The organism is Okeania sp. SIO2F4 (assembly GCF_010672385.1).
Classification (GTDB): domain Bacteria; phylum Cyanobacteriota; class Cyanobacteriia; order Cyanobacteriales; family Microcoleaceae; genus Trichodesmium.
In genome coordinates this window covers 46,320-65,832 of the sequence record NZ_JAAHGT010000021.1, presented here as the reverse complement: position 1 = coordinate 65,832, position 19,513 = coordinate 46,320, and the positions used below count along the sequence as shown (strand labels likewise).

Sequence of the window (19,513 nt, the reverse complement as noted above, 5' to 3'; positions counted from 1 at the left end):
GTTAACAGCAACTGGATTATGGAACTTATATCTGATAGCAGCATAAGTAATCAAATTACTCAGGAAATATATCAAGTTTTCGTTTGAGTTTTTTTCTAACCTAAGTTATTTCCCAACAACTCTAATATTTCATCTACAGTAGGGGGTGGTGGAGCATTCAAAAGTCTATTAAATCTTTGATTCAAAGCTTCCTTTCTGGACTCCAAACTACTGCTGACTTGGCTTTTATACTGATTTGCAAAATCGTCTACTTGAGAACCACCGCCTGGAGTATTAAATTCCTCCAGAAACATAGCAGTTATTTCTGCTTTAGCGATAATTACAGCATCAGAAATTTGTGGCTTAATTCCTTGCACTGTTTTATCTATTAACTCATCAACAAAGTTAGACGAGTTATTTTGACTCTGAGCATCTAAATACAACTTCACCGTGTTTTCTGGTGTAAGATTATGTTGTTTCATTAGAGCTGCTAATGCAGTTCTCGTAGGAGGATCTACTGTTAGATTGGCATTTTCTGCTGCTTTAAGCAGCAACTTAATTTCAAAATGGTTTATGTCTAGTTGATAATTGTCTTTAAACCATTTGATAAATTCAAACAGTTCTTGGTCAGTTTGCTCTTTCATATTCCACTATTTAATGCAAGTTTTTGATTCGGCATTGACAGGTTCTGGTTGTAGTTGGTAATAGGAAAATATTCCCAATATTGATACAACTAACATGATACTTAAGGACAAGCTTGTAGGTTTAAGAATAACTGTTCTAAAGATATATCCTAATAACCCACATTGTTCTTGTATAATTAAATATTTAAAGAGCCCGTGAACTTGTTTCTCAGTCGAAGTATAGTGTGACTTCTTCAATATTGCCATAATGCTGAATATCCTCTAAGTTTCCATAATTTTCTAGGTCTAATTGAGTGTAATTTGTATCGAGGTTTGGGTTGACTAATGCCTCTTTTTCGTCAACTTTAAATACGGCGGTTAGGTGACTCCAAAGCCAGATAGCTAAGTTTTCCCAAAACCCAGGAACTTGACCTTTATATTCATAGTTTCCTACTCCTACTCCATCCGGTGGGGTTATTAAATGGTTATCCATTATTATTTATGTAGTAATTGTACTTTTTAGCAATCATGGTTTATTGTTCTCTTGCACCTGTACTTTTATTGGTAAAATTTATGGTTGTAGTTGTTGATGTTGTAGTTGTTTATTGAGTATTACTATCATCATCAATAATGTTTGTTGGAACTAACATTAATTTACTGCATAATAACAACTTTAGTTACTTGATTTTGGGGATTTTTGTCATTTTTTAAATACCAGAACATGATGAAATTAATCCTCCTTTATTGTTGATTACTTGAATAATTTATTATCTCTATTTGAGTACCATGATTTATGGCTCCTGGCTCATTCACTATGCCTTCTGAAATACCTTGAGAATTGTCATAATTATCGGAATTATTGCTCTGGGAATCATCAATATTAATAATTCCGATTTGTTGGTCTAAATTATCGGTTGAATTTACGATTCCGATTTGTGTATGTTGTGTCTTCTTATTTTTTTTGCCAAATGGGAAGATGGTTAATTTCTCCTAGTGTTTTCGACGATTTGTACTAAAAAAGATGCAGCATTGACTCAACTGTTTACATTCTTGTACTGCGCCACTTCTCAGCTTCTATAAAGGTAACACCAGCAGCTTCCGCACACGCTTCATCTTCCAAGCTATCGCCTACCATCAGACAATCTGATGGGTGAATTTCGTTGACAGTCAGAACATAATCGATCATACCGCAACCTGGTTTCCGATAATGTCCCAGTAGTCGAGGATAGTGGGTAGTGCAATCAAAATATTTATCTCTGTAGCAGCGGTAACATTGAGTGCCTTCAAAATCTGGACAAAAGAGGATTGAGTGTATTTCTGGAAACAGTTTTAAAGTTTCTTGCTGCTCTTTAATACAATCATCTAATGATTTGTGTTTCGCTGCTACACCACCCTGGTTTGTTATACCCACTATCAAATACCCCTGAGTGGAGTATTTAGTTATCGCTTCTTTTGCCCCTGGAATTGCCTCCTGATCTTGTGGAAATTGAATAAACTTTTCTCCTGACTTAGAACGGCGAATTGTGCCGTCTAAATCCACAAATAATATTTCTTGCATTTTTATTTAATGTCCTCAATCGTTGTCTGTTTCCTAATAGAAATAATTTGTTGAACTTTTTTCAAGTTTCTGTGGGAATTTTTATCCCTTAAACATTTAAGTTTGTTGTTGATTTTTTGAATTAGAATTTTCTATTAAAAAATCCATAGTTACTTGAGGAAAAGTTTCTGCTATTTTGTCTTGTACTTCAGGTGGTAGTTCATTCATGGATACATTTTCATCTACCAATCCTGCTTCTCTCGCAGCTTATTGTAAACGGCCTTCTAATTCTTCTTGCAATTGTTCTTTGTTAGTTGTCATTTTTTCTACTGATTATTTTTTGGCAAAATTGATCAAGTTAACTATGACAAAATAATTGTTAATTGTTGCTCTCTTTACAGATTTGTTCAGCTTGTTGATATTGAGATGTTGTCAGACTTCCATCTTCTGATAAATCAGGACAATCACTATTACTCAGAATACGCCAATAACAATCTTTTTTCACAAGTTCATTATCAGTTTTTTGAGCGATTTTTGCTTGTTTTGTAATGTATTGCTTATCCATAATAATTCTTGTCTTCCTCCTAAATAAATTTACTCAAATACAACAAAATTCCGACAATTCGTGCATAGGTATGAATGATTTTTTGGAGAATATTCGGGTACTTATTTTTGGGATTTTTATTTTGTTCTGACACTCTAATAACGGTTAGAGAACCTGCCAACCAACCATGAATTAAATTATGAGCGGTTTTTGATAGAACTATGCAGTCAATATTCCACTTTTCTTGGCCTAAGTTTTTGTAAGTACAATGATGTATATTGTACTTTGTCAGTTTAATCCAGGGAAAAATTTGGCATCTTCTACCTACTCTTTTGATAAATATTCTACCTTTATTTTTCCACTCATAACTATTGATATACTCGCGATAATTTACTTTTTTTGGAGCTAGCATCGACCTAATATTTCCATTATAATAGGCGAATTTTCAAATTGAGCATCTGCCTAATAATTCCATTTTTAGAGCAAAATCGTCAACAATTTGATGATTAAAAAATTTATCTACTTGACGTGAAATCAGATGGAAAAATTTAATAATTAGTTTCATGGATTTCTCCTGAGTTTTTGTGAATTTTATGGTAGTGGAACTGGAACTTTGAGAGTGGAACATATTGATATGACTAGGATTCCGGTGGAACTACTGCTTGATGCAAGTTCCGGGGTAGTTCCAGTTTATTGTTAATAATTAACAATTTTGATACTGACGATAACCAAAACAATTATTGAGGGTTTATTGGCATATTTTGGCAGTTTTTTTGAGTCATTAATTCCGTTTTAAATATTCCTGGGAATCCGGTTATTAAGAAAACTGCGTCTTCTATTTGATAGTTGTTTTCCTTTTTTTTATGGTGTATATTTGAGTTGTTATTTCTGTTATATAACTCCTGCTTTAGTTGCTCTATTTCAGATTTTAAAGCTACTATTTCAGGAGATACTACTGATGCTATTAACCAAGGGAGAAGTAATTCGGCATTTCCCCCAGATATCCCAGTTCTGCTAATTTTTTTTCGGCTTCTTTTTTCAGAGAAGATGCATCAGTTTCATTCTGTACTTTTGAGAAAATATCTACTACTTGTTCAACCCCGGTAAGTTCTTGATAATTATGCACTTCTTGAGACCCTTTTGACATTTGCATTGCTGTAGTTAACTTAGCTTTAGTTTCTAGCTGAAGTGTGCGTAGAGCTTTTGCAGTTTGTCTAGTTGTAAATTCGTTTTCGGCTTCTGTTATTCCTGTTTGAACATTTATAGAATGGGCTAATTGACTTGCTTCTTTCAACCCCTCCTGTTGTTGTACTATGGCGTTGCTCAAGGTTTGTTGTACTGATGGTTCAACTAAATTTTTTGAGCTTTCATTGTCGCTATTTGTGTGAGTTTTTTGATTGCCATTAGTTGATTTTTGCTTAGTTTTGTTGTGTGCTTGCTGTATCAAATCTTCTGCGGTTGGCTCGGTAACTGAATGTTGTCCGTTGTTGATGGTTTTCGTACTCATTTTTGACTTTTTGAAACTCCTTTTCTATGTCGATTTTGTACTTGTGAAATACGATGTTTAATGGTCTTTCCCTAATAGCTTTTAAGTCTTCTTCATTTAGGGCTTTTAATTGCTCTTCATCTATGGCTTTTAACTGTTCTTTTCCTAGTTCTATTAGTGCTGAATAGGTAGCTCTACTATATTCGTGACTCCCTTTCTTTATTGCTAGGAATAGCTTTAATCCAATTAGCTTGCGTACTGTTTCCCAGTTCCAAGGAGGTTTCTCTTCGCCTACTGCTACTAAGTCGTCAGATATGGTTTTGGGTGCTGAAATTCCTAATATTTCTCTGAGTTTTTTCTTTTGAAAAAACTGTTCTCCATTAACTTTATAGCTATTTATATAGACAATTGTTGCACCTTTTTTGGTTGTTACTGGCACTTCTTTTACTATCACCTCCTTGGGGGTAGTATCACAGGTTTCACTTGTTTATATTTCTATTAAAATGCACATCCAGGTGGATGTGCAATAAAGTGTGCGAACAATTCTTGATACTATGCGAACATACGAGGTAATAAGCATGGGTTAAAGAATTGTGGGATAATGGTTTCAAAGGTTTCAAAAGGGTGTAGAAGTTTTTTGGCAAAAGTATTGATACACCAAAACTATTCGCGGAACATCGCGAATAGCTGAAGGCTCTTGGCCGCCTTCAGACTTCCGCCTGGATGTTTTTGAGATTCAACTGCGTCACATCTCAAAAACATCCTCAATTTGTGTATTTTGTAGCCTTTAAATTCTTAGGAATTTGATTTATACTTAACACGCTTTAACCGCACTGTTTCAGTTTTGAAGTTGACAAAAACCTCTATGTGTCCGTCTACTGCCTGGAGAATGCTGCGATCGCCACATTCATAAACAGTATCTGTTAAATTTCCACCTCTGGTTTCCCACATCTTTGAGGGGCGGATTTTTTTAATTTCTCCCTCCTTAAGTTCGTACTTCCAATCTTCCTCTGCTTCTTCAATGGAAGAGTAAAAATTCACTCCTTTCCAATCGGAACCTATTATGGTGTAGAGGGTATATTTTGCCCCTGCTGGCAATGTTTCCATAATGTTTTCTCCTTTATTTGTGGTGACGAAGGTTAACGCACGATGAGTGCATCTAACCAATCAGTTATGTAGTTCTGAAATGCTTCTGTCGGTATAACAATTATTGATTCTGAAGTGATGATACAGATATTATCACCTACCCTCACTACTGCCTCTATGTATTCTGGGTAGACTATTCTACCCAGTTCCATAGAGGCAGCGATTGCTGCCTCTATGCTTGTCATGGCTCACTCTCTAGAATTCGTCGTGGTCATCGGAGGATGCGAATGCTTCAAACTCTTCTACTTCCTGCCAAATCTGCTCATCAGTCTTGCCCGGTTCATTTGAATAGCAGTCTAAGTCTTCCTCATATTGTGGCAGTTTGTATGCAGTTGTTTCAGGTCCTCCGTATGGAGTTTCCAACCAATCTGAATAGTCATACTTCAGCCATGCTTCATCTGTACCGTAGTAGAGCCAGTTGTTATTCTGAGGTCTCTGTACGGGTGGTGCAGCGACTAGCTTTGGTTGAGGTGAGACTTGTGTTACAATTCTTTCTTGAGCTATCATAATAGTCTCCTATTTAGTTAGGGGCGGGACATCACACAAACTTTGGTCGGGGATGGTGATGTCCCTTTCAGTTTTTTGTAGAGGCTTTTTTTTCCTCTATATTTCTATATTATCGCTGTATACAGCAAAAATACAAGCTTTTATTATCAGTATTTTTGGAAAATTCCTGGGATTTAATTACTTTACTTTATATATCGCCGTATACAGCTAAAAAAGGTATTCTTTAAATAGTAGTAATTTTAACTGCGAGAAAAACCATGCCAAAAGGGAATAGAACACCAAAAAGCGACAATTTTCACGCCCATGACTTTAAACCAATATCAGACGTTCCTCTGGAAAAATTAGCGGAACGACCTATATGTATTAGGCTAGAAGAATCTGTAGATAAAATCTTAAGAAGTTTACCCAGAGAAGAGCGCATAAATTTCTTGAGGCATTTGATTACAGATGCCGTCAAAGACAAATATGGGAATTTGACTTATTAATTAATTGTATTTCTGTTTTTTTTGCACCTTAAAACTAAAAAGCCCACATTTAGTTTGAGCGATTCACACAATTAATATTTGAAGAAAAAATACATTTTACCTATGTATCAACTAACTATTAATATACCTGAAGAAACAGCCTTAGCGTTAAAATTAACTCCAGAACAACTTAGTCAAGAAATGCAACTAATTGCTGCTATTAAACTTTATGAATTAGGTCGTCTTTCTTCTGGGGCTGCAGCAAATTTAGCTGGAATTCCCAAAGTCCTATTTTTAACAAAATTAGCTGATTATGGTGTAGACACTTTTCAACTCACTGAAGCTGAATTGACTGAGGAATTGAGACGTGCCTAATATTGTTGTTAATACTTCACCTATTCAATACCTTTACCAAACTAATTTACTTGATTTACTCTCTAATTTATATGGTCAAATTATTGTTCCTGAATCTGTCGCTGATGAATTAGCAGTTGGTCTTTCTCTCGGAATTTCTCTACCAAATATTTATTCTATTTCGTGGATTGAAATTCGTTCAGCTCAATCTAAAGCTATTTTACCTCTCGTGACTGAGTTAGGAGCAGGAGAGCGAGAGGCATTGGCTTTAGGTTTAGAAATACCTGAAAGTTTATTAATTTTAGATGATGGTTTAGCTAGACGTTATGCTCAGTTATTAAAACTAGAGTATATCGGTACATTAGGGGTTATTCTCAAAGCAAAACAAAGGGGATATTTGGAACGAGTTAAACCTATTTTAGATCGATTAGATACTTTAAAATTTCGTTTTGCATCATCGACTCGGAACAAGATTCTACAACGGGCTGGAGAAGAACAAAAATAACTAGAGTAAATTTGTTCTTTTTTACAACTTCAGATAACTATAAAGAGGTTTAACCGAAATGATAAATTATAGTTTATCAAATATAAATGCTCTATTTATAATTATTTTTTATTATGTCTTGTGAGTAGTAGACACTATTACTATACATTATATAAGCTAGAATAATTGATGATGTTTTTTTCTGAATTTAATACAGTCGGCAACCGCGAAGTCTTAGGTGGCTTTACTCAAATTTTCACCCTACACGAACGCGAATAAATCTATTAAAATTTGATAACTTAAAAGGGGGCGGTCGGTCTGGTCGCTACGCTAAAAGTTTCGCCTACAATGTCTGGAAAAAGTTATGACTAAAGCTGAAATGGCATCAAAATCTGATACTCCTATTTAGGTTGGTAATTTAATTCAAAATTATGATTCAAACTATTCAATCCCAAGAAGTAACTCTCCGATATTTGATTGATAATTTAGGTTTACAGTTAATCAGAGACGAGCAATTTTTTCGAGAATGGCAAGATAATTTGCCTGAGATTAGTGACTTAGAAAAAGAACTACTTAATCAAGTTCAGGAGGGATACTTTAACTTATTACAAAATCCACCTTTTTTAGAAGATATTGTCAGAATGGCAATAGTCGATCCGATTCTGTTTATCGGCAAATTTTTTCTTTATCCCTATCACATTCGTTCTGAACAATCTGTTAATTTAGAATTAGCAGATAAAGAAGTAATTATTAGAGGTCGAATTGATACTCTTGTTATGAAAGAAAAGCTATGGGTAATGATTATTGAGTCAAAAAGAGCCGAGTTTTCTATAGAAGCTGGTCTGGCTCAATTGTTAACTTATCTATTAGCTAGTCCCCATGCTGAACATCCTAATTATGGCTTAATTGTTACGGGTGGTAGTTTCATTTTCGTTAAGTTAGTCAAAACAGAAATTCCTCAATATTCTACGTCAAAAATGTTTGCTATTCGTAATCCTGGCAATGAACTTTTCGATGTTCTTCGCATCCTTAAAAGTTTAAGTCAAATAGCTAATCAACAATCTATTAGCTAAAGTTATACTCACATTAAATTGTTTTTCTAACCAAGTACAAGCTTTAACTTCTAACCGCAAACTTCTTAGTTCTTTCTTGAATTGAAATTTGTTGATTATTCAAATTATTTCCCAACTCTCAAATTTACAACTTCAAAAAAACTTCTGACTTCTGACTTCATTCACTCCCGCCTGAACACACAAGACGAAAACCAAAATTGAGGTAGTGGATGTCGCGCCTATCGTCGTCGTAGCGAAACGCGGAACGGCAGAGATTAGGAAAGTCGGTCCAGGAACCGCCACGCAGCGGTGAACGATTATCATTACCATTTAGCCAAGGTGTGCCATCACTAGGAGCATTTTCATAATTATCATGCCATTCATCTGCACACCATTCCCAAACGTTTCCGTGCATATCACTGAGTCCAAAAGAGTTGACAACATCAAAATAGCCTACAGGTGTAGTTTGCTCACGATATTCTCCTTTTGGTCCTTCTCCATAAGAGCCAGACCATTCTCCGTCGTCCATCCCTCGATAATTGGCTAAATCTGTTGTAATAGTTTCTCCAAAATGAAAGGGAGTTGTGGTTCCAGCACGACAAGCATATTCCCATTCAGCCTCACTTGGTAGTCTATAATTCTTTCCCGTTAGTTTTGAGAGTCGTTGACAAAATTCTACGGCTTCGTACCAATTCACATTCTCCACTGGTCTTTGCCATCTATCTATATCCTGGTATGATTCTTTAAAATTAGATGGATCTTGGTCTAAATCCTCTTTTTCTTTCAAGTCTGTTTGGGAAGCGATCGCTCTCCATTGCTCTTGAGTAACTGGGTAACGCCCCATTAGAAACGCCGAGATAGTTACATTATGCTGGGGTCTTTCTCTGCTCGTACTCCCCTCTTCAGATTCTGGTGCCCCCATCGTAAAGGTTCCACCAGGGATTAATACCATTTCTAGAGGAACCTTTCTATCTTTATCAAGATATTCCTTGTATCCTCGGAACTTTTTGCTTTGACGTTTAATTGGAAGAGTTTTCATTAATTGTTAATTATTAGTTCTTTCTTGAATTGAAATTTGTTGATTACTCAAATTATTTCCCCTATCCCAAAAACTTCAAACTTCATAAAAACTTCTGACTTCTGACTTCATTCACTCCCGCCACCACACACAATACGAAAACCAACAGTGATGATGTGGTTGCCGCGCCTAAGGTTGAAGTAGCGACACGCGGAACGGCAGTCATGAGGATAGCTGACCCAGGAGCCGCCACGCAGCACGGTATACTTTTCTTTTTCATCATTATCATTACTCCTAGGCTCTGGTTCATTTTGATTAAAAATATTTGATACTGTATTTCTCATCCTTTTGAAAAAGTTTTCAGACCTTGGTTCCTGGAGAGGTCTATTATTCATATTTTCCCTTTTATTACTATCAAGCCAAGCTATCCCATCAGTAGGAGCATTTTTATAATTATTATGCCAGTCATCCGCACACCATTCCCATACATTTCCGTGCATATCATATAATCTAAAGGCATTGGGAGGGAATTGACCTACAAGGATAGTTTCTTTTCTATATTGTCTTTTTGGTTCATCAGCATAAATTCTTGACGCATCGTAATTAGCTAAGTCTCCTGTGATAGTTTCTCCAAAGTGAAAGGGTGTAGTCGTTCCAGCACGACACGCATATTCCCATTCGGCCTCGCTTGGTAGTCTATAATTCTTTCGAGTTAGTTTCGAGAGTCTTTCACAAAATTCTACTGCCTCATACCAATTTACATTCTCCACTGGTCTCTTCCATCTATCTATACCTTGATATAGTTCTTTAAAATCAGATGGGTCTGGGTTTAAATCTAGGTCTACTTTTAAGTCTGTTCGAGAGGCGATCGCTCTCCACTGTCCTTGAGTAATGGGATATTTGCCCATAAAGAAGGGAGGAACAGTTACATCATGTTGGGGACGTTCTCTGTCTCTACTATCTTTTTCGCTTTCAGGAGACCCCATTGTAAAAGTACCACCAGGAATAGCTACCATTTCTAGGTTAATGCCATCTGCAAGAATTTCAGTGAAATATTGGGCAAGCTTAGTATTTTGCCTAATAGTTTCTCCCTGTCGATTAACTGTTGGTGTTGTGTGCTGAAAAACCTGCAAATCTGAAGGAAAGGGAACCCATTCTGCCAGGTTGCTAGGAGAAATAAATGTTTGTGGGGTTTGCGTCTGTTGATTATTTTGTTGGTTAAGTTCAGGAACGCGATCAATCAAAAACTTCTCAAGTTGATTTATACTTAAGTTTCCTTGGGTTGACAATAAGGCTTCATATAAAGCATAACTAAAGCTTCCCTGCTGAAGTTGCTCAATTTCATAAGCTGCGGTATTAGGTTCGCAAGCATAGAAAACTATAAGTCCCTGATAATTTTTAATTGGTAAAAGATAACTAGAGGTGGAAGAAGCATCTCCTGATAATCTATCCATATCCAGATACAAGATTACCTTTCCCGCACCTGAAGAAAAAAGTTGTTCTACAAGAGAATTAACAGAAATGGCTGTTTCTGTGATTTCCTCAGTTTTACTATCTACTAACATCAGATAGTCTACACCTTGCCTTAACCGACTGTGGCCACTAAAGAAAAACCACAAATTATCCTCTGTTGATAGAAATGGCTGCTCAAATTTCTCTGCCAAAAATTCCTTGACTTTTACCGAAGTTACATCTGAAAATAAGTCAACTTTACTGAAGTTTTGGAACTCACATCGAGCCTTTATTTCGTCTACATCTGTAACCGCGTATCGGAGGGTTGGTAGATGGTTATATTGGTTAATGCCAATGAGGATACCGTAATTCTTTCCTGGTTGAGAGGATGTATTTTCAAGAGCTTGAGCAAATATTTCTTCGAGATAGTTAACGAACTTTTGATAATCATTATTAAGCAACAATTCTTTCTTATAATAAAAACCATTTGCACCACTTTTAACAAATTCATCAACTAAATTCAGAGGTAAAAACCTTTTAATATTAGAGGAGAAACCAACAATAGGTAAGCTCGGATAAATATCAGAATTAGCCTTCAAAATCCTGATAATTTCAAACCCATTAACTGGTCTGTCTTGATAGCTACTATTAGGTAACCAATAATTAATTAAAATCAAGTCAATTTCACCTGATTCTGCTAATTGAATAACTTCATTGACACTATCTGTTCCTCTGACGGTAATGCCATATTGGGATGATAATTTTTTTGATACTTCTTGGATTACTTCTTGTTCGTCTTCAACTAATAAAATAGTTTTTAATTTAACAATATTACCAACTTTAGCTGTAAATTCAAACGACTCTAAATTGTCTAAGTTAAGAAAATCTAGTATTGAGATGTTAATACTTTCTGGTACACTTAATTCAAGTCCTGCTACCTGATATGAGTCTGCGATTTGTTCTAGTTTAACTTTTTCAGGTTCTCTAAGTAACTCACTACAAAGTTGAGCATAATCTAAAAAATCCTGAAACTGGCCTGATGAAGCTATTTGTTGTTTAAAGTCTTCAGTAATTTTGAGTAAACGAGCCAATTCTGCTCGATCTACACATTCACATATAGCTGTACCTATTTCTCGGACAGTTTGCTCTGTGTCTAAATATAACATTGCTCCCCATTTCTGAGTTTCTAACTCTTTCATTCCCAGAAAAGGATTAGTTTTAGCTAAATGCTGAACATAACTCAGTAATAAACGGGCAATCTCTTTAATTCTTTTCTGACCAAATCTTTTGTCTTGTGCTAGTTTTTGTAGTAAATAAGCTCTCACTCCTTCATCCATTACATAGAGTTCATAACCAACTGGACGACATAGATTAGATAACAATAAATCAGCTTCAGCAATCCAAGGAACTTTTTCACTTTTGAGAAACTCAATTCTAAGATAGTTAACTAATTCTGGAGTTAATACTAGAGGTAAAGCTACATGACAAGCTAACAATTCATAGGAAGACTCAAAGCGACTGACAAATCGCTCTACTTTATTCTGGGCTATAATTTCATCTGTTATTTCAGTCATTTCTATATCTGGATATTTGTTACTCGTAGGAGATGTTAACTTCGGCCCTCCCTCATCACCTTGAGCTTTGACATAAATCCCCTCACCTGCTAAAGCTTCCACAAGACCAATATCTTCTAGTTGACGATATACCTTAGCTATAGTATTGCGATGTAAACCAGTTTGGTTGGCAAGCTGTCTCGTACTGGGTAATCGATGACCAGGAGGAAATTGACGAGAGGCTATGGCAGCTCGAATTTGATTAAATAATTGGTTTGAGGCAGGAATATCGCTATCTGCTTTAATTTGAAATCGCTCTACTTTATTCTGAGCTATAATTTCATCTGTTATTTCAGTCATTTCTATATCTGGATATCTGTTACTCATAGGAGATGTTAACTTCGACCCCTCATCACCTTGAGCTTTGACATAAATCCCCTTACCTGCTAGAGCTTCCACAAGACCAATATCTTCTAGTTGACGATATACCTTAGCTATAGTATTGCGATGCAAACCAGTTTGCATCGCAAGTTGTCTCGTACTGGGTAATCGATAGCCAGGAGGAAACTGACGGGAGGCTATGGCAGCTCGAATTTGATTAAATAATTGGTTTGAGGCAGGAATATCGCTATCTGCTTTAATTTGAAATTGAACCATTATTAAACCTCCAGGATTTATCTCAACACCAGCAAAAAAACTGTTGCCCAGAAAGATATTTATATATTAATTATTTAGGTTATTTCCAGGATTAATACTCACAAAATATTAATATATAACACTTATAAATTGTGACCACTCTGGAATTTTAAAATAGTTTCTTACATCAGTTATAACTAACACTTTTATAGACAAAAAAAATCGCCACTCAAAGTTATAACGTTTCCAAAATTACTGAGGTACAGTTGTTTTTCTTCTTTTTTATTGGAACCAGAATTACTACTTTATCTTCTATATTATCTTAACGTAAAATACTTATCAAGTATACATTATATCTTTTTTTACTATTTTTTTCTAAAGTCTCGATATTATCTTTGCAACGTCATAATAGCTTGTCTTAAACCCTCTTCATTCATAGAAAACATTGGTACTAAATGAGAAATAATACTAGCTGTAGTATTATTCCAACGTAGTTGAGGAACAGGATTGAGCCATGCTATTAGATTAGTCTGTTGTTGAATTTCCCAAATTACTTCAGTTGTTGCTGAAACTCTTTCTCGGTGACGATATCCCCTAGCAGCACCCCCATCACTAACGATTAAAACTCTAGTTTCACTATCACATTGATTTAAAACAGTTTCTAAGGCAATTTTATCGGTTAAGAAACGATCTTGATAAATGTATTCTGCTGGCAAATTATGAAAATAAGCAACATCTACTCTTTCTATAGAGCTTTCATATTGAGCTGTTTCTACTAAGTCTCGACTGAAATGATGAAAGGGAGTCATCGAACCTTCCTGATCTACTAAAATTAGTAAATGAGCATGATTTTTTTCTCGCCGACGGTAAACAGGTTGTAAGAAAAATCCTTGTTTTGTAGCTTTTTCTACGGTCATTTTGATATCCAAAACATCCTTAACTCCGTCAGCAATGGGGCGACGTAAATATCGCCAACTATAAACCATAGAACGGCGAGAAATGGGATAATAAGTATAAAATTCGGCATCATCTTGATATTCTTGTATTAGTTGAGGGTTAGTAACGGGTAATGGCGATAACTTCTCAGTCGCTGGTTTAGTTATTTCTATTGAAGAGGGTTCAATTGGTGTAGTAGGAAAAGTAGGAGTTGATGAATCTGAGTCAAATTGGTCATAATTCCCAGTTTTTTGAATTTTTGGAGGTTGATTTGGTGTTGTTTCTTCAGTTTTTTCCGGTTCAATGACAATAGTATCAAATATTACAGCTAAATGCTGTTGTTGCTCCCAAGAGTTACACCATAGCAAGCGTAAGAGTTTTTTAAAGTCTTCTTTACTTTTAGTTCCCCAACCTCCTTTTATTGCATCTTTTACTGAAAAATATTCCCTAATACTCAAATTAAAACCGCCTTCACGCAAACGGTAAAAAAGAGTAGTTAAATAAGAATTAGGTTCAAACATGAGTGATTGGAAAATTTTATTATAAAATCAAGAAAGTTAGTTCAAACTTGAGAAAATTTATGAATCACTAAGTTGAGGAAAAGTTGTATTTTTTTGCCAATCTTGACGAATTTTAAATATTAACTCTCGATAAGGAATTAATTTTTCTTCTTCTAACTCATTAATAGGATAAGGAGGCTTAGGATTTTGCTTTGTTTGACAACTGCAAAGTGCATCTAACCAATCTAAAAATTCGCTTGTCCCTGGAATTTTAAACAATCCTTTGTTGGCTCGAATTTTAATAAATAGTTTAGCTGCTTGTTGTACTAATTCATTATGTGGAGTATTGATTTTTTCTGGAACTTCTGACTCTTGTTTATATCGATAGTGAATATCAACAATTTTTTGAAGTTGCTCAGGTTGCTCCGGAAATTTCAGATAATAATAAATACAACGACGTAGAAATGGAGCTGGTAAATTTCCTTTCTCTTTATTACTGGTAATAATTACAATAGGTTGACAATTAGTTTCAGCAGTAATTGTTTCTCCAGTTTCTCTAATTTTAAACTCCCAAGGTTCATCTAAAACTGTTAGTAAATCATTAGGAAAATCTATATCAGCTTTATCTATTTCATCAATTAAAACTACTGCCGGACAATCTTTTGAACGAAAAGCATTACCAATTGCTCCAAAACTTCGATAATCTTCAGGATTACTGGGATTTCTGGTATTATTATTTTCTGTTTCTAATTTTTGAGTTTGAACATCGTGAAGTCTAAGAATAGCATCATATTCATATAAACCTTCTTGTGCTTTCGTAGTTGAGCGAATATCCCAACGATAGAATGGTAATCCTAATTCATAAGCAACTGCAACTGGTAATCGAGTTTTACCACAACCTGCTTCTCCTTCTAATAATAGGGGGCGACGCAGAAAAATAGCTAAATTTACTGCATCAATTAACTCATCAGGTGCAATATAAGGTTCAACTTTTGTAGGTGAATCAGGATGAGGTTTAGAAGGACGTTTTTTAGGGTTGTTTTCAAAATGGTAAGTCATGCTTGAATCCATAATTGTTTAACAGGTACGGGTTGGATATATTAAAGTTTGCCATTTTTCTTGTTCTAAAGCTCTACAGATACTTGTAGGCGATCCTTTATTGGTTGCATTATAAATTTTTTTAGCGATGCTGTTTACTTCCGGTGTTTTTAAACTAGAATTAGCACATCTCAAATATCTCGCAATATCTGTCTGTGTCCATTTTTCTAAAGGTATTTTGACTAATTTATCCCTAGAAAAGACCCTCAGAGAACGATTATAATAGCAGGATAATTCCTCTTTTGAAAATCTGGAATTAAGTAATATATCAGAAATTATTACAGCTACAACTTTAATTCCTTTATAATCCTTAGCTACTTCATTTACTTTTTCTCTCAAAGGCTTCCAAAAAAAATTAATAAACTTGGGAATGAATGAGTCGATGTCACTTGGGTCAAGAATATCACAGTTGATTTCTATAAACAAAAACGAATTATTTTGTAAAGAATCACTTATTTTATTAATAACTAATTAGTAATTTCTTCTTTTGTGACGTTTAAAAATTCACCTATTCCTTTGATTAATCCTTCAAAATTACCAGAAGTATATGTTGAATGACAGAGACGAAAATGTTGCCTGTAACTATTAGAAGCTAAATCATTCCTCAGTCTTCTTAAAAATAAATTTCCCTCCTTATCATTATTTTCTTCAATGAGGAATAAAGCAACATCTCCTTCTCCATTTAACTTAGCCATAATTTTTTTAAAAGCATTTAAAGCTTTATCAAAATCGATATAAGGCAAACACTCATCAAATTTTAACTGTTGCTGATTGTTAGGATTGTCTAAATGATCGTTTGGACTCAAGCTTTTGTCATCTAACTGAATTTGATTGATTTTTTTTTCGATGTTATCTATCTCATCATATAGAACCTCAACTTCCTTCGAGTAATTTTTCATTTTGACTCTTAGCTGCTCTCTTTTATCACTATCCCCCTCTCCTTTAAGTTGTTGATGACAATTATTGCGGAGATTTTCCAAAACTGCTATTTGTTCTTCTAATTCTTTTTTTTCCTTTTTCCAACTTTCCAATTTTTGACTATCTGACATCTTAGTAATTAAATTATTAATACATACATATAATTAAAGATTTAACTAAATTTGATTGATTTTTTTTTCGATGTTATCTATCTCATCATATAGAACCTCAATTTCCTTCAAGTAATTTTTCATTTTGACTCTTAGCTGCTCTCTTTTATCACTATCCCCCTCTCCTTTAAGTTGTTGATGACAATTATTGCGGAGATTTTCCAAAACTGCTATTTGCTCTTCCAATTCTTCTTTTTGTCTTCGTAACGAATTTAGTCTAGAATTGCTAGAATTATTGGCTATGAGATCATTATTGGCAACTGGAGAAACTGAATTTACTTCTGAAGTAAATAAATAGCCATCTAAAGCATTAATATATACCACAGGAATCGCAAAATCTCTTCGCTTATACCCATTTTCAATACCTAGTTTAAACCGAGCTTTCTGCAATGCCATCTCAACAGAATTACCTTCAATTATTTTTGAATAAAACTCTTTAACAAAAGTAATTGCTGTTTGATTAGAAACCTTATATTGCATTGCTACAACTATTGAAATTCCTTGCTGCATTAAGCGAGAAGCAACACCACTAAAAGCATTAGTTTCAGATTGCTTTCCTGTTTCACAAGCTTGTAAAATGACAATTTTAGGTGTGTGACCACTAAACAATTGACCAAACATCCTAGCATCTTTCCAATCAGCTTGACCAAACTCATTAACAAAAGCAACCTGCCCTACATCTTCTCCTTCTTTCTCAACTAATTGACCATGACCAATAAAATGAAAAATATCCGGTTTATCTGCTTCTAATTTTTCTACAATACTATAAAAATTCAGAGAATCCATAACAGGCATAAATTTTACTTGCTCTTGTTGACTATCTACAAGTTTTAAGTATTGCTGTACTTCCTGATACTCTACATTACTTAATTGAGAATCACCTGTTGGTTTAGAGACAACTAAAGCAATTTTTAACTGTTCACCTTGATTAATTTTAATAGATAGTTTTGCTGATTCTTCTAATTGATATCGACAGCGGTAAAAGCTTAATTTACGGTCAGTTGCGAAATAAATTTCACCCTGATTATATTTCTGAGGTAAACACATTAACTCCCAAGGATAGGCTACCACTTCTGGCATTGCTTCCTCATTTATTTCCAAAATAACTGCTAATATTTGTTGTTGTTTTTTAACAATTTCTTGATAGTATGCTAAAAAATCTTCTCTTAATTGACCGTCAAACAAAGCCTCAAATAAAGCTTCTCCCACTTTAGTGATTTTTCCAGCTTCTAAGTTAGCAGGAGCTTTAATAATTTCTCTAATCTTATCATTGATTTTAGTGAGATTTAACTTTCCCGTTGTCTGTTCTGGGTCGGTTGATTGAGGAGTTAATTTTCTCACTCTAACCATATTATCATTGGGGACAATAATCTGATAAAAATATTCATTCATTGTCATTAGACTTAAATCTGAAATTGACAGAAATTAATAATAATAAAATATAAAGAACTAAAACATCTACGGTTTAGGCAAGATAATTTGCTTTTCACCAATCCATTCTTCTTTTATCCCAACTGCATAACTCTTAGCTGCTTTCTCTTGACTCCCAAACACATTTTTTAAACGACTTGATAAAGCTGTCATTACATGATTTAATTCGCCATTAAGCCAATCAATCTTTGGTTCAATCCATGCATTACCAATTAAATCAATATACTCCCATGTCTTAGGAACTTTAAAAATAATGTCAAATTCAACTGTAGATTTATCCTGAATTTATGGTTCTTCAATTCGCCAGTAACACTGAGAGTTATCTTCTCCTTGAGCCAAAAGATTAAACTTACCAAATTTATAATTTAAGCTATCTAAAATAATAAATGCTTTAAGTTCATCTTTAGTCTCTATATTAGCTTTTAAGTTGTCATAATCAGGAAGATTAGCTATTTTTGTTAACTCAGAAACATCAACTCCAACTCCCACTTCTAAATTGGCATCTAGTCCTAAATTCAAGTTGACTCCTGTCTTTAATACCGTTTGCCATTTACTATCTGGGATAATACGATGCACTATTGGCTCGTCTTTTCCTTGAGGACCAAAATCAAGCTGACATTCTAATTTTGAAATCAAAACACTTGGTTGAGGTCTTATATCAATGCTCACAACCATAGAATAGAAATCAAACTGCTTCATTAACTGCTTAATTTCGTAATTTAATTCCACTCCTTTTGCTTCAAAACCTTTTTCAGTAAGAGGAATTAATTTACTACGAGGATTGCCAAATGTAACAGTAGTTTCCTTCAATCTTTGAATTGCAGTTGCTCCTCTTTTTAACTCTTGAGCTTCTCCTCCCGCTAATTCACTTTCCTTACTTTTTACTTCTTCAAATAAATCATTAAGCAAATCTTCTGCTTTCTCAAAGTTAGGCAAATTAAATTTATGATTTGTCATTGATTTTTTTTGAAATAATATTTACCTTAGTTTGAGCGATCGCGATTTTTGATTAAGGCGATCGCTTCCTTGACAAAATTCAACCTATGCCACAGGCAACCTCACATCACTAGGAGTAGCTATTGGTTCAGCAAACAGATTCCGGTTGAAACATTACCATTTGCCGTTAACCTCAAATCTCTCAAAACAAAATAAGCTTCCAATTTAGCCCAAGTTTGAGGATTCAAAGCAACTCGTCATCCCAGGTAAAACTACTTTCTTGCCATTAAACTCCATCGCTACAATACTCTTGAGTTAAGTTAGTAGTTGATTTTGTAGCTAAATTCCGGATATCAGTTTCACTGATATCTAAACACATTGCCACTCTTAACAAGTCAATTTCAGAGCAACTCCCACCTCGACGAATGTTGTCAAGATTTTTTGTAGGTATTTGAGTTTGCTCTCTGAGCAAATTGTAGTGTGTGTCTACCAAATCAGCTAAATCTTTGTAATCGTGAACTGGCAAAATACCTAAATCCATCAATTTCTCTCTGCAAGCTTGTTCAATCCAATCGCTCATGGCTACATCCTCATTAGCTGCAACCCGTTTTATCATCTGTTTTGCCCATTGAGACAACACAATGGAGGTCTTAACTTTTCTGTCATCATTGGCCATCCTGCTTAATATT

General features: G+C 34.7%; 24 protein-coding genes. 4 read left to right on the top strand and 20 right to left on the bottom strand.

Annotation, left to right across the window (positions count from 1 at the left end; genetic code table 11):
* Positions 1-95: 95 nt before the first annotated feature.
* The 10 genes from F6K22_RS02280 to F6K22_RS02235 all read right to left on the bottom strand — a co-directional run bounded on the left by F6K22_RS02280 (position 96) and on the right by F6K22_RS02235 (position 5,822).
* The gene (locus tag F6K22_RS02280; RefSeq protein ID WP_293092811.1) at positions 96-623 is read right to left on the bottom strand and encodes a hypothetical protein; all 528 of its coding nucleotides are present in this window, start codon (positions 621-623) and stop codon (positions 96-98) included.
* Between the two features lie 208 nt (positions 624-831).
* Positions 832-1,095, bottom strand: a complete 264-nt coding sequence (locus F6K22_RS02275) for a hypothetical protein (protein ID WP_293092809.1) — start codon at positions 1,093-1,095, stop codon at positions 832-834.
* A gap of 549 nt (positions 1,096-1,644) precedes the next feature.
* A complete protein-coding gene (locus F6K22_RS02270; RefSeq protein ID WP_293092807.1) occupies positions 1,645-2,160 on the bottom strand; it encodes an HAD-IIIA family hydrolase in 516 nt (171 codons plus the stop codon).
* Between the two features lie 358 nt (positions 2,161-2,518).
* A complete protein-coding gene (locus F6K22_RS02265) occupies positions 2,519-2,704 on the bottom strand; it encodes a hypothetical protein (RefSeq protein WP_293092805.1) in 186 nt (61 codons plus the stop codon).
* 19 nt (positions 2,705-2,723) lie between these two features.
* Positions 2,724-3,095, bottom strand: coding sequence for a hypothetical protein (locus tag F6K22_RS02260; RefSeq protein ID WP_293092803.1), 372 nt, complete (start codon positions 3,093-3,095; stop codon positions 2,724-2,726).
* Positions 3,096-3,647: 552 nt separating this feature from the next.
* Positions 3,648-4,190 carry a hypothetical protein gene (locus F6K22_RS02255; RefSeq protein ID WP_293092801.1) on the bottom strand — a complete coding sequence of 181 codons (543 nt, stop codon included), beginning with the start codon at positions 4,188-4,190 and terminating at the stop codon, positions 3,648-3,650.
* The gene (locus F6K22_RS02250; protein ID WP_293092799.1) at positions 4,102-4,608 is read right to left on the bottom strand and encodes a hypothetical protein; all 507 of its coding nucleotides are present in this window, start codon (positions 4,606-4,608) and stop codon (positions 4,102-4,104) included. The genes F6K22_RS02255 and F6K22_RS02250 overlap by 89 nt, the downstream gene beginning before the upstream one ends.
* Before the next feature lie 356 nt (positions 4,609-4,964).
* Entirely contained in the window at positions 4,965-5,276 is a 312-nt protein-coding gene (locus F6K22_RS02245) for a hypothetical protein (RefSeq protein WP_293092797.1), read from the bottom strand.
* A gap of 32 nt (positions 5,277-5,308) precedes the next feature.
* Complete coding sequence (locus F6K22_RS02240) at positions 5,309-5,500, bottom strand: hypothetical protein (RefSeq protein ID WP_293092795.1); 192 nt, start codon at positions 5,498-5,500, stop codon at positions 5,309-5,311.
* A gap of 10 nt (positions 5,501-5,510) precedes the next feature.
* Entirely contained in the window at positions 5,511-5,822 is a 312-nt protein-coding gene (locus F6K22_RS02235) for a hypothetical protein (protein ID WP_293092793.1), read from the bottom strand.
* A gap of 257 nt (positions 5,823-6,079) precedes the next feature.
* On the opposite strand from F6K22_RS02235, the gene F6K22_RS02230 reads away from it, so the two are divergent.
* The 4 genes from F6K22_RS02230 (at position 6,080) to F6K22_RS02215 (ending at position 8,197) form a co-directional block, all read left to right on the top strand.
* Positions 6,080-6,307 carry a hypothetical protein gene (locus F6K22_RS02230; protein ID WP_293092791.1) on the top strand — a complete coding sequence of 76 codons (228 nt, stop codon included), beginning with the start codon at positions 6,080-6,082 and terminating at the stop codon, positions 6,305-6,307.
* 102 nt (positions 6,308-6,409) lie between these two features.
* Positions 6,410-6,661, top strand: coding sequence for a UPF0175 family protein (locus tag F6K22_RS02225; protein WP_293092789.1), 252 nt, complete (start codon positions 6,410-6,412; stop codon positions 6,659-6,661).
* Positions 6,654-7,145: a PIN domain-containing protein gene (locus F6K22_RS02220; protein ID WP_293092787.1), complete on the top strand. Its 492-nt coding sequence runs from the start codon at positions 6,654-6,656 to the stop codon at positions 7,143-7,145. The genes F6K22_RS02225 and F6K22_RS02220 overlap by 8 nt, the downstream gene beginning before the upstream one ends.
* A 410-nt stretch (positions 7,146-7,555) precedes the next feature.
* The gene (locus F6K22_RS02215; RefSeq protein WP_293092785.1) at positions 7,556-8,197 is read left to right on the top strand and encodes a restriction endonuclease subunit R; all 642 of its coding nucleotides are present in this window, start codon (positions 7,556-7,558) and stop codon (positions 8,195-8,197) included.
* 157 nt (positions 8,198-8,354) lie between these two features.
* Here the strand turns inward: F6K22_RS02215 and F6K22_RS02210 are convergent, their stop codons facing one another.
* From F6K22_RS02210 to F6K22_RS02165, 10 genes are all read right to left on the bottom strand, one after another.
* Positions 8,355-9,215, bottom strand: coding sequence for a formylglycine-generating enzyme family protein (locus F6K22_RS02210; protein ID WP_293092783.1), 861 nt, complete (start codon positions 9,213-9,215; stop codon positions 8,355-8,357).
* 107 nt (positions 9,216-9,322) lie between these two features.
* Positions 9,323-12,856, bottom strand: coding sequence for an SUMF1/EgtB/PvdO family nonheme iron enzyme (locus tag F6K22_RS02205; protein WP_293092781.1), 3,534 nt, complete (start codon positions 12,854-12,856; stop codon positions 9,323-9,325).
* Between the two features lie 368 nt (positions 12,857-13,224).
* The gene (locus F6K22_RS02200; RefSeq protein ID WP_293092779.1) at positions 13,225-14,292 is read right to left on the bottom strand and encodes a VWA containing CoxE family protein; all 1,068 of its coding nucleotides are present in this window, start codon (positions 14,290-14,292) and stop codon (positions 13,225-13,227) included.
* A gap of 57 nt (positions 14,293-14,349) precedes the next feature.
* On the bottom strand, positions 14,350-15,330 hold the full coding sequence (locus tag F6K22_RS02195; protein WP_293092777.1) for an AAA family ATPase: 981 nt from the start codon (positions 15,328-15,330) through the stop codon (positions 14,350-14,352).
* A gap of 18 nt (positions 15,331-15,348) precedes the next feature.
* Positions 15,349-15,795: a hypothetical protein gene (locus tag F6K22_RS02190; protein WP_293092775.1), complete on the bottom strand. Its 447-nt coding sequence runs from the start codon at positions 15,793-15,795 to the stop codon at positions 15,349-15,351.
* 41 nt (positions 15,796-15,836) lie between these two features.
* Positions 15,837-16,418: a hypothetical protein gene (locus tag F6K22_RS02185; protein WP_293092773.1), complete on the bottom strand. Its 582-nt coding sequence runs from the start codon at positions 16,416-16,418 to the stop codon at positions 15,837-15,839.
* Positions 16,419-16,463: 45 nt separating this feature from the next.
* Complete coding sequence (locus F6K22_RS02180; protein ID WP_293092771.1) at positions 16,464-17,855, bottom strand: CHAT domain-containing protein; 1,392 nt, start codon at positions 17,853-17,855, stop codon at positions 16,464-16,466.
* 60 nt (positions 17,856-17,915) lie between these two features.
* On the bottom strand, positions 17,916-18,041 hold the full coding sequence (locus tag F6K22_RS02175) for a hypothetical protein (RefSeq protein WP_293092769.1): 126 nt from the start codon (positions 18,039-18,041) through the stop codon (positions 17,916-17,918).
* Between the two features lie 132 nt (positions 18,042-18,173).
* A complete protein-coding gene (locus F6K22_RS02170) occupies positions 18,174-18,845 on the bottom strand; it encodes a hypothetical protein (RefSeq protein ID WP_293092767.1) in 672 nt (223 codons plus the stop codon).
* A gap of 265 nt (positions 18,846-19,110) precedes the next feature.
* Positions 19,111-19,500 (bottom strand): ribbon-helix-helix domain-containing protein, encoded by a 390-nt coding sequence (locus F6K22_RS02165; RefSeq protein WP_293092765.1) that lies wholly within the window; start codon positions 19,498-19,500, stop codon positions 19,111-19,113.
* Between the last annotated feature and the right edge of the window lie 13 nt (positions 19,501-19,513).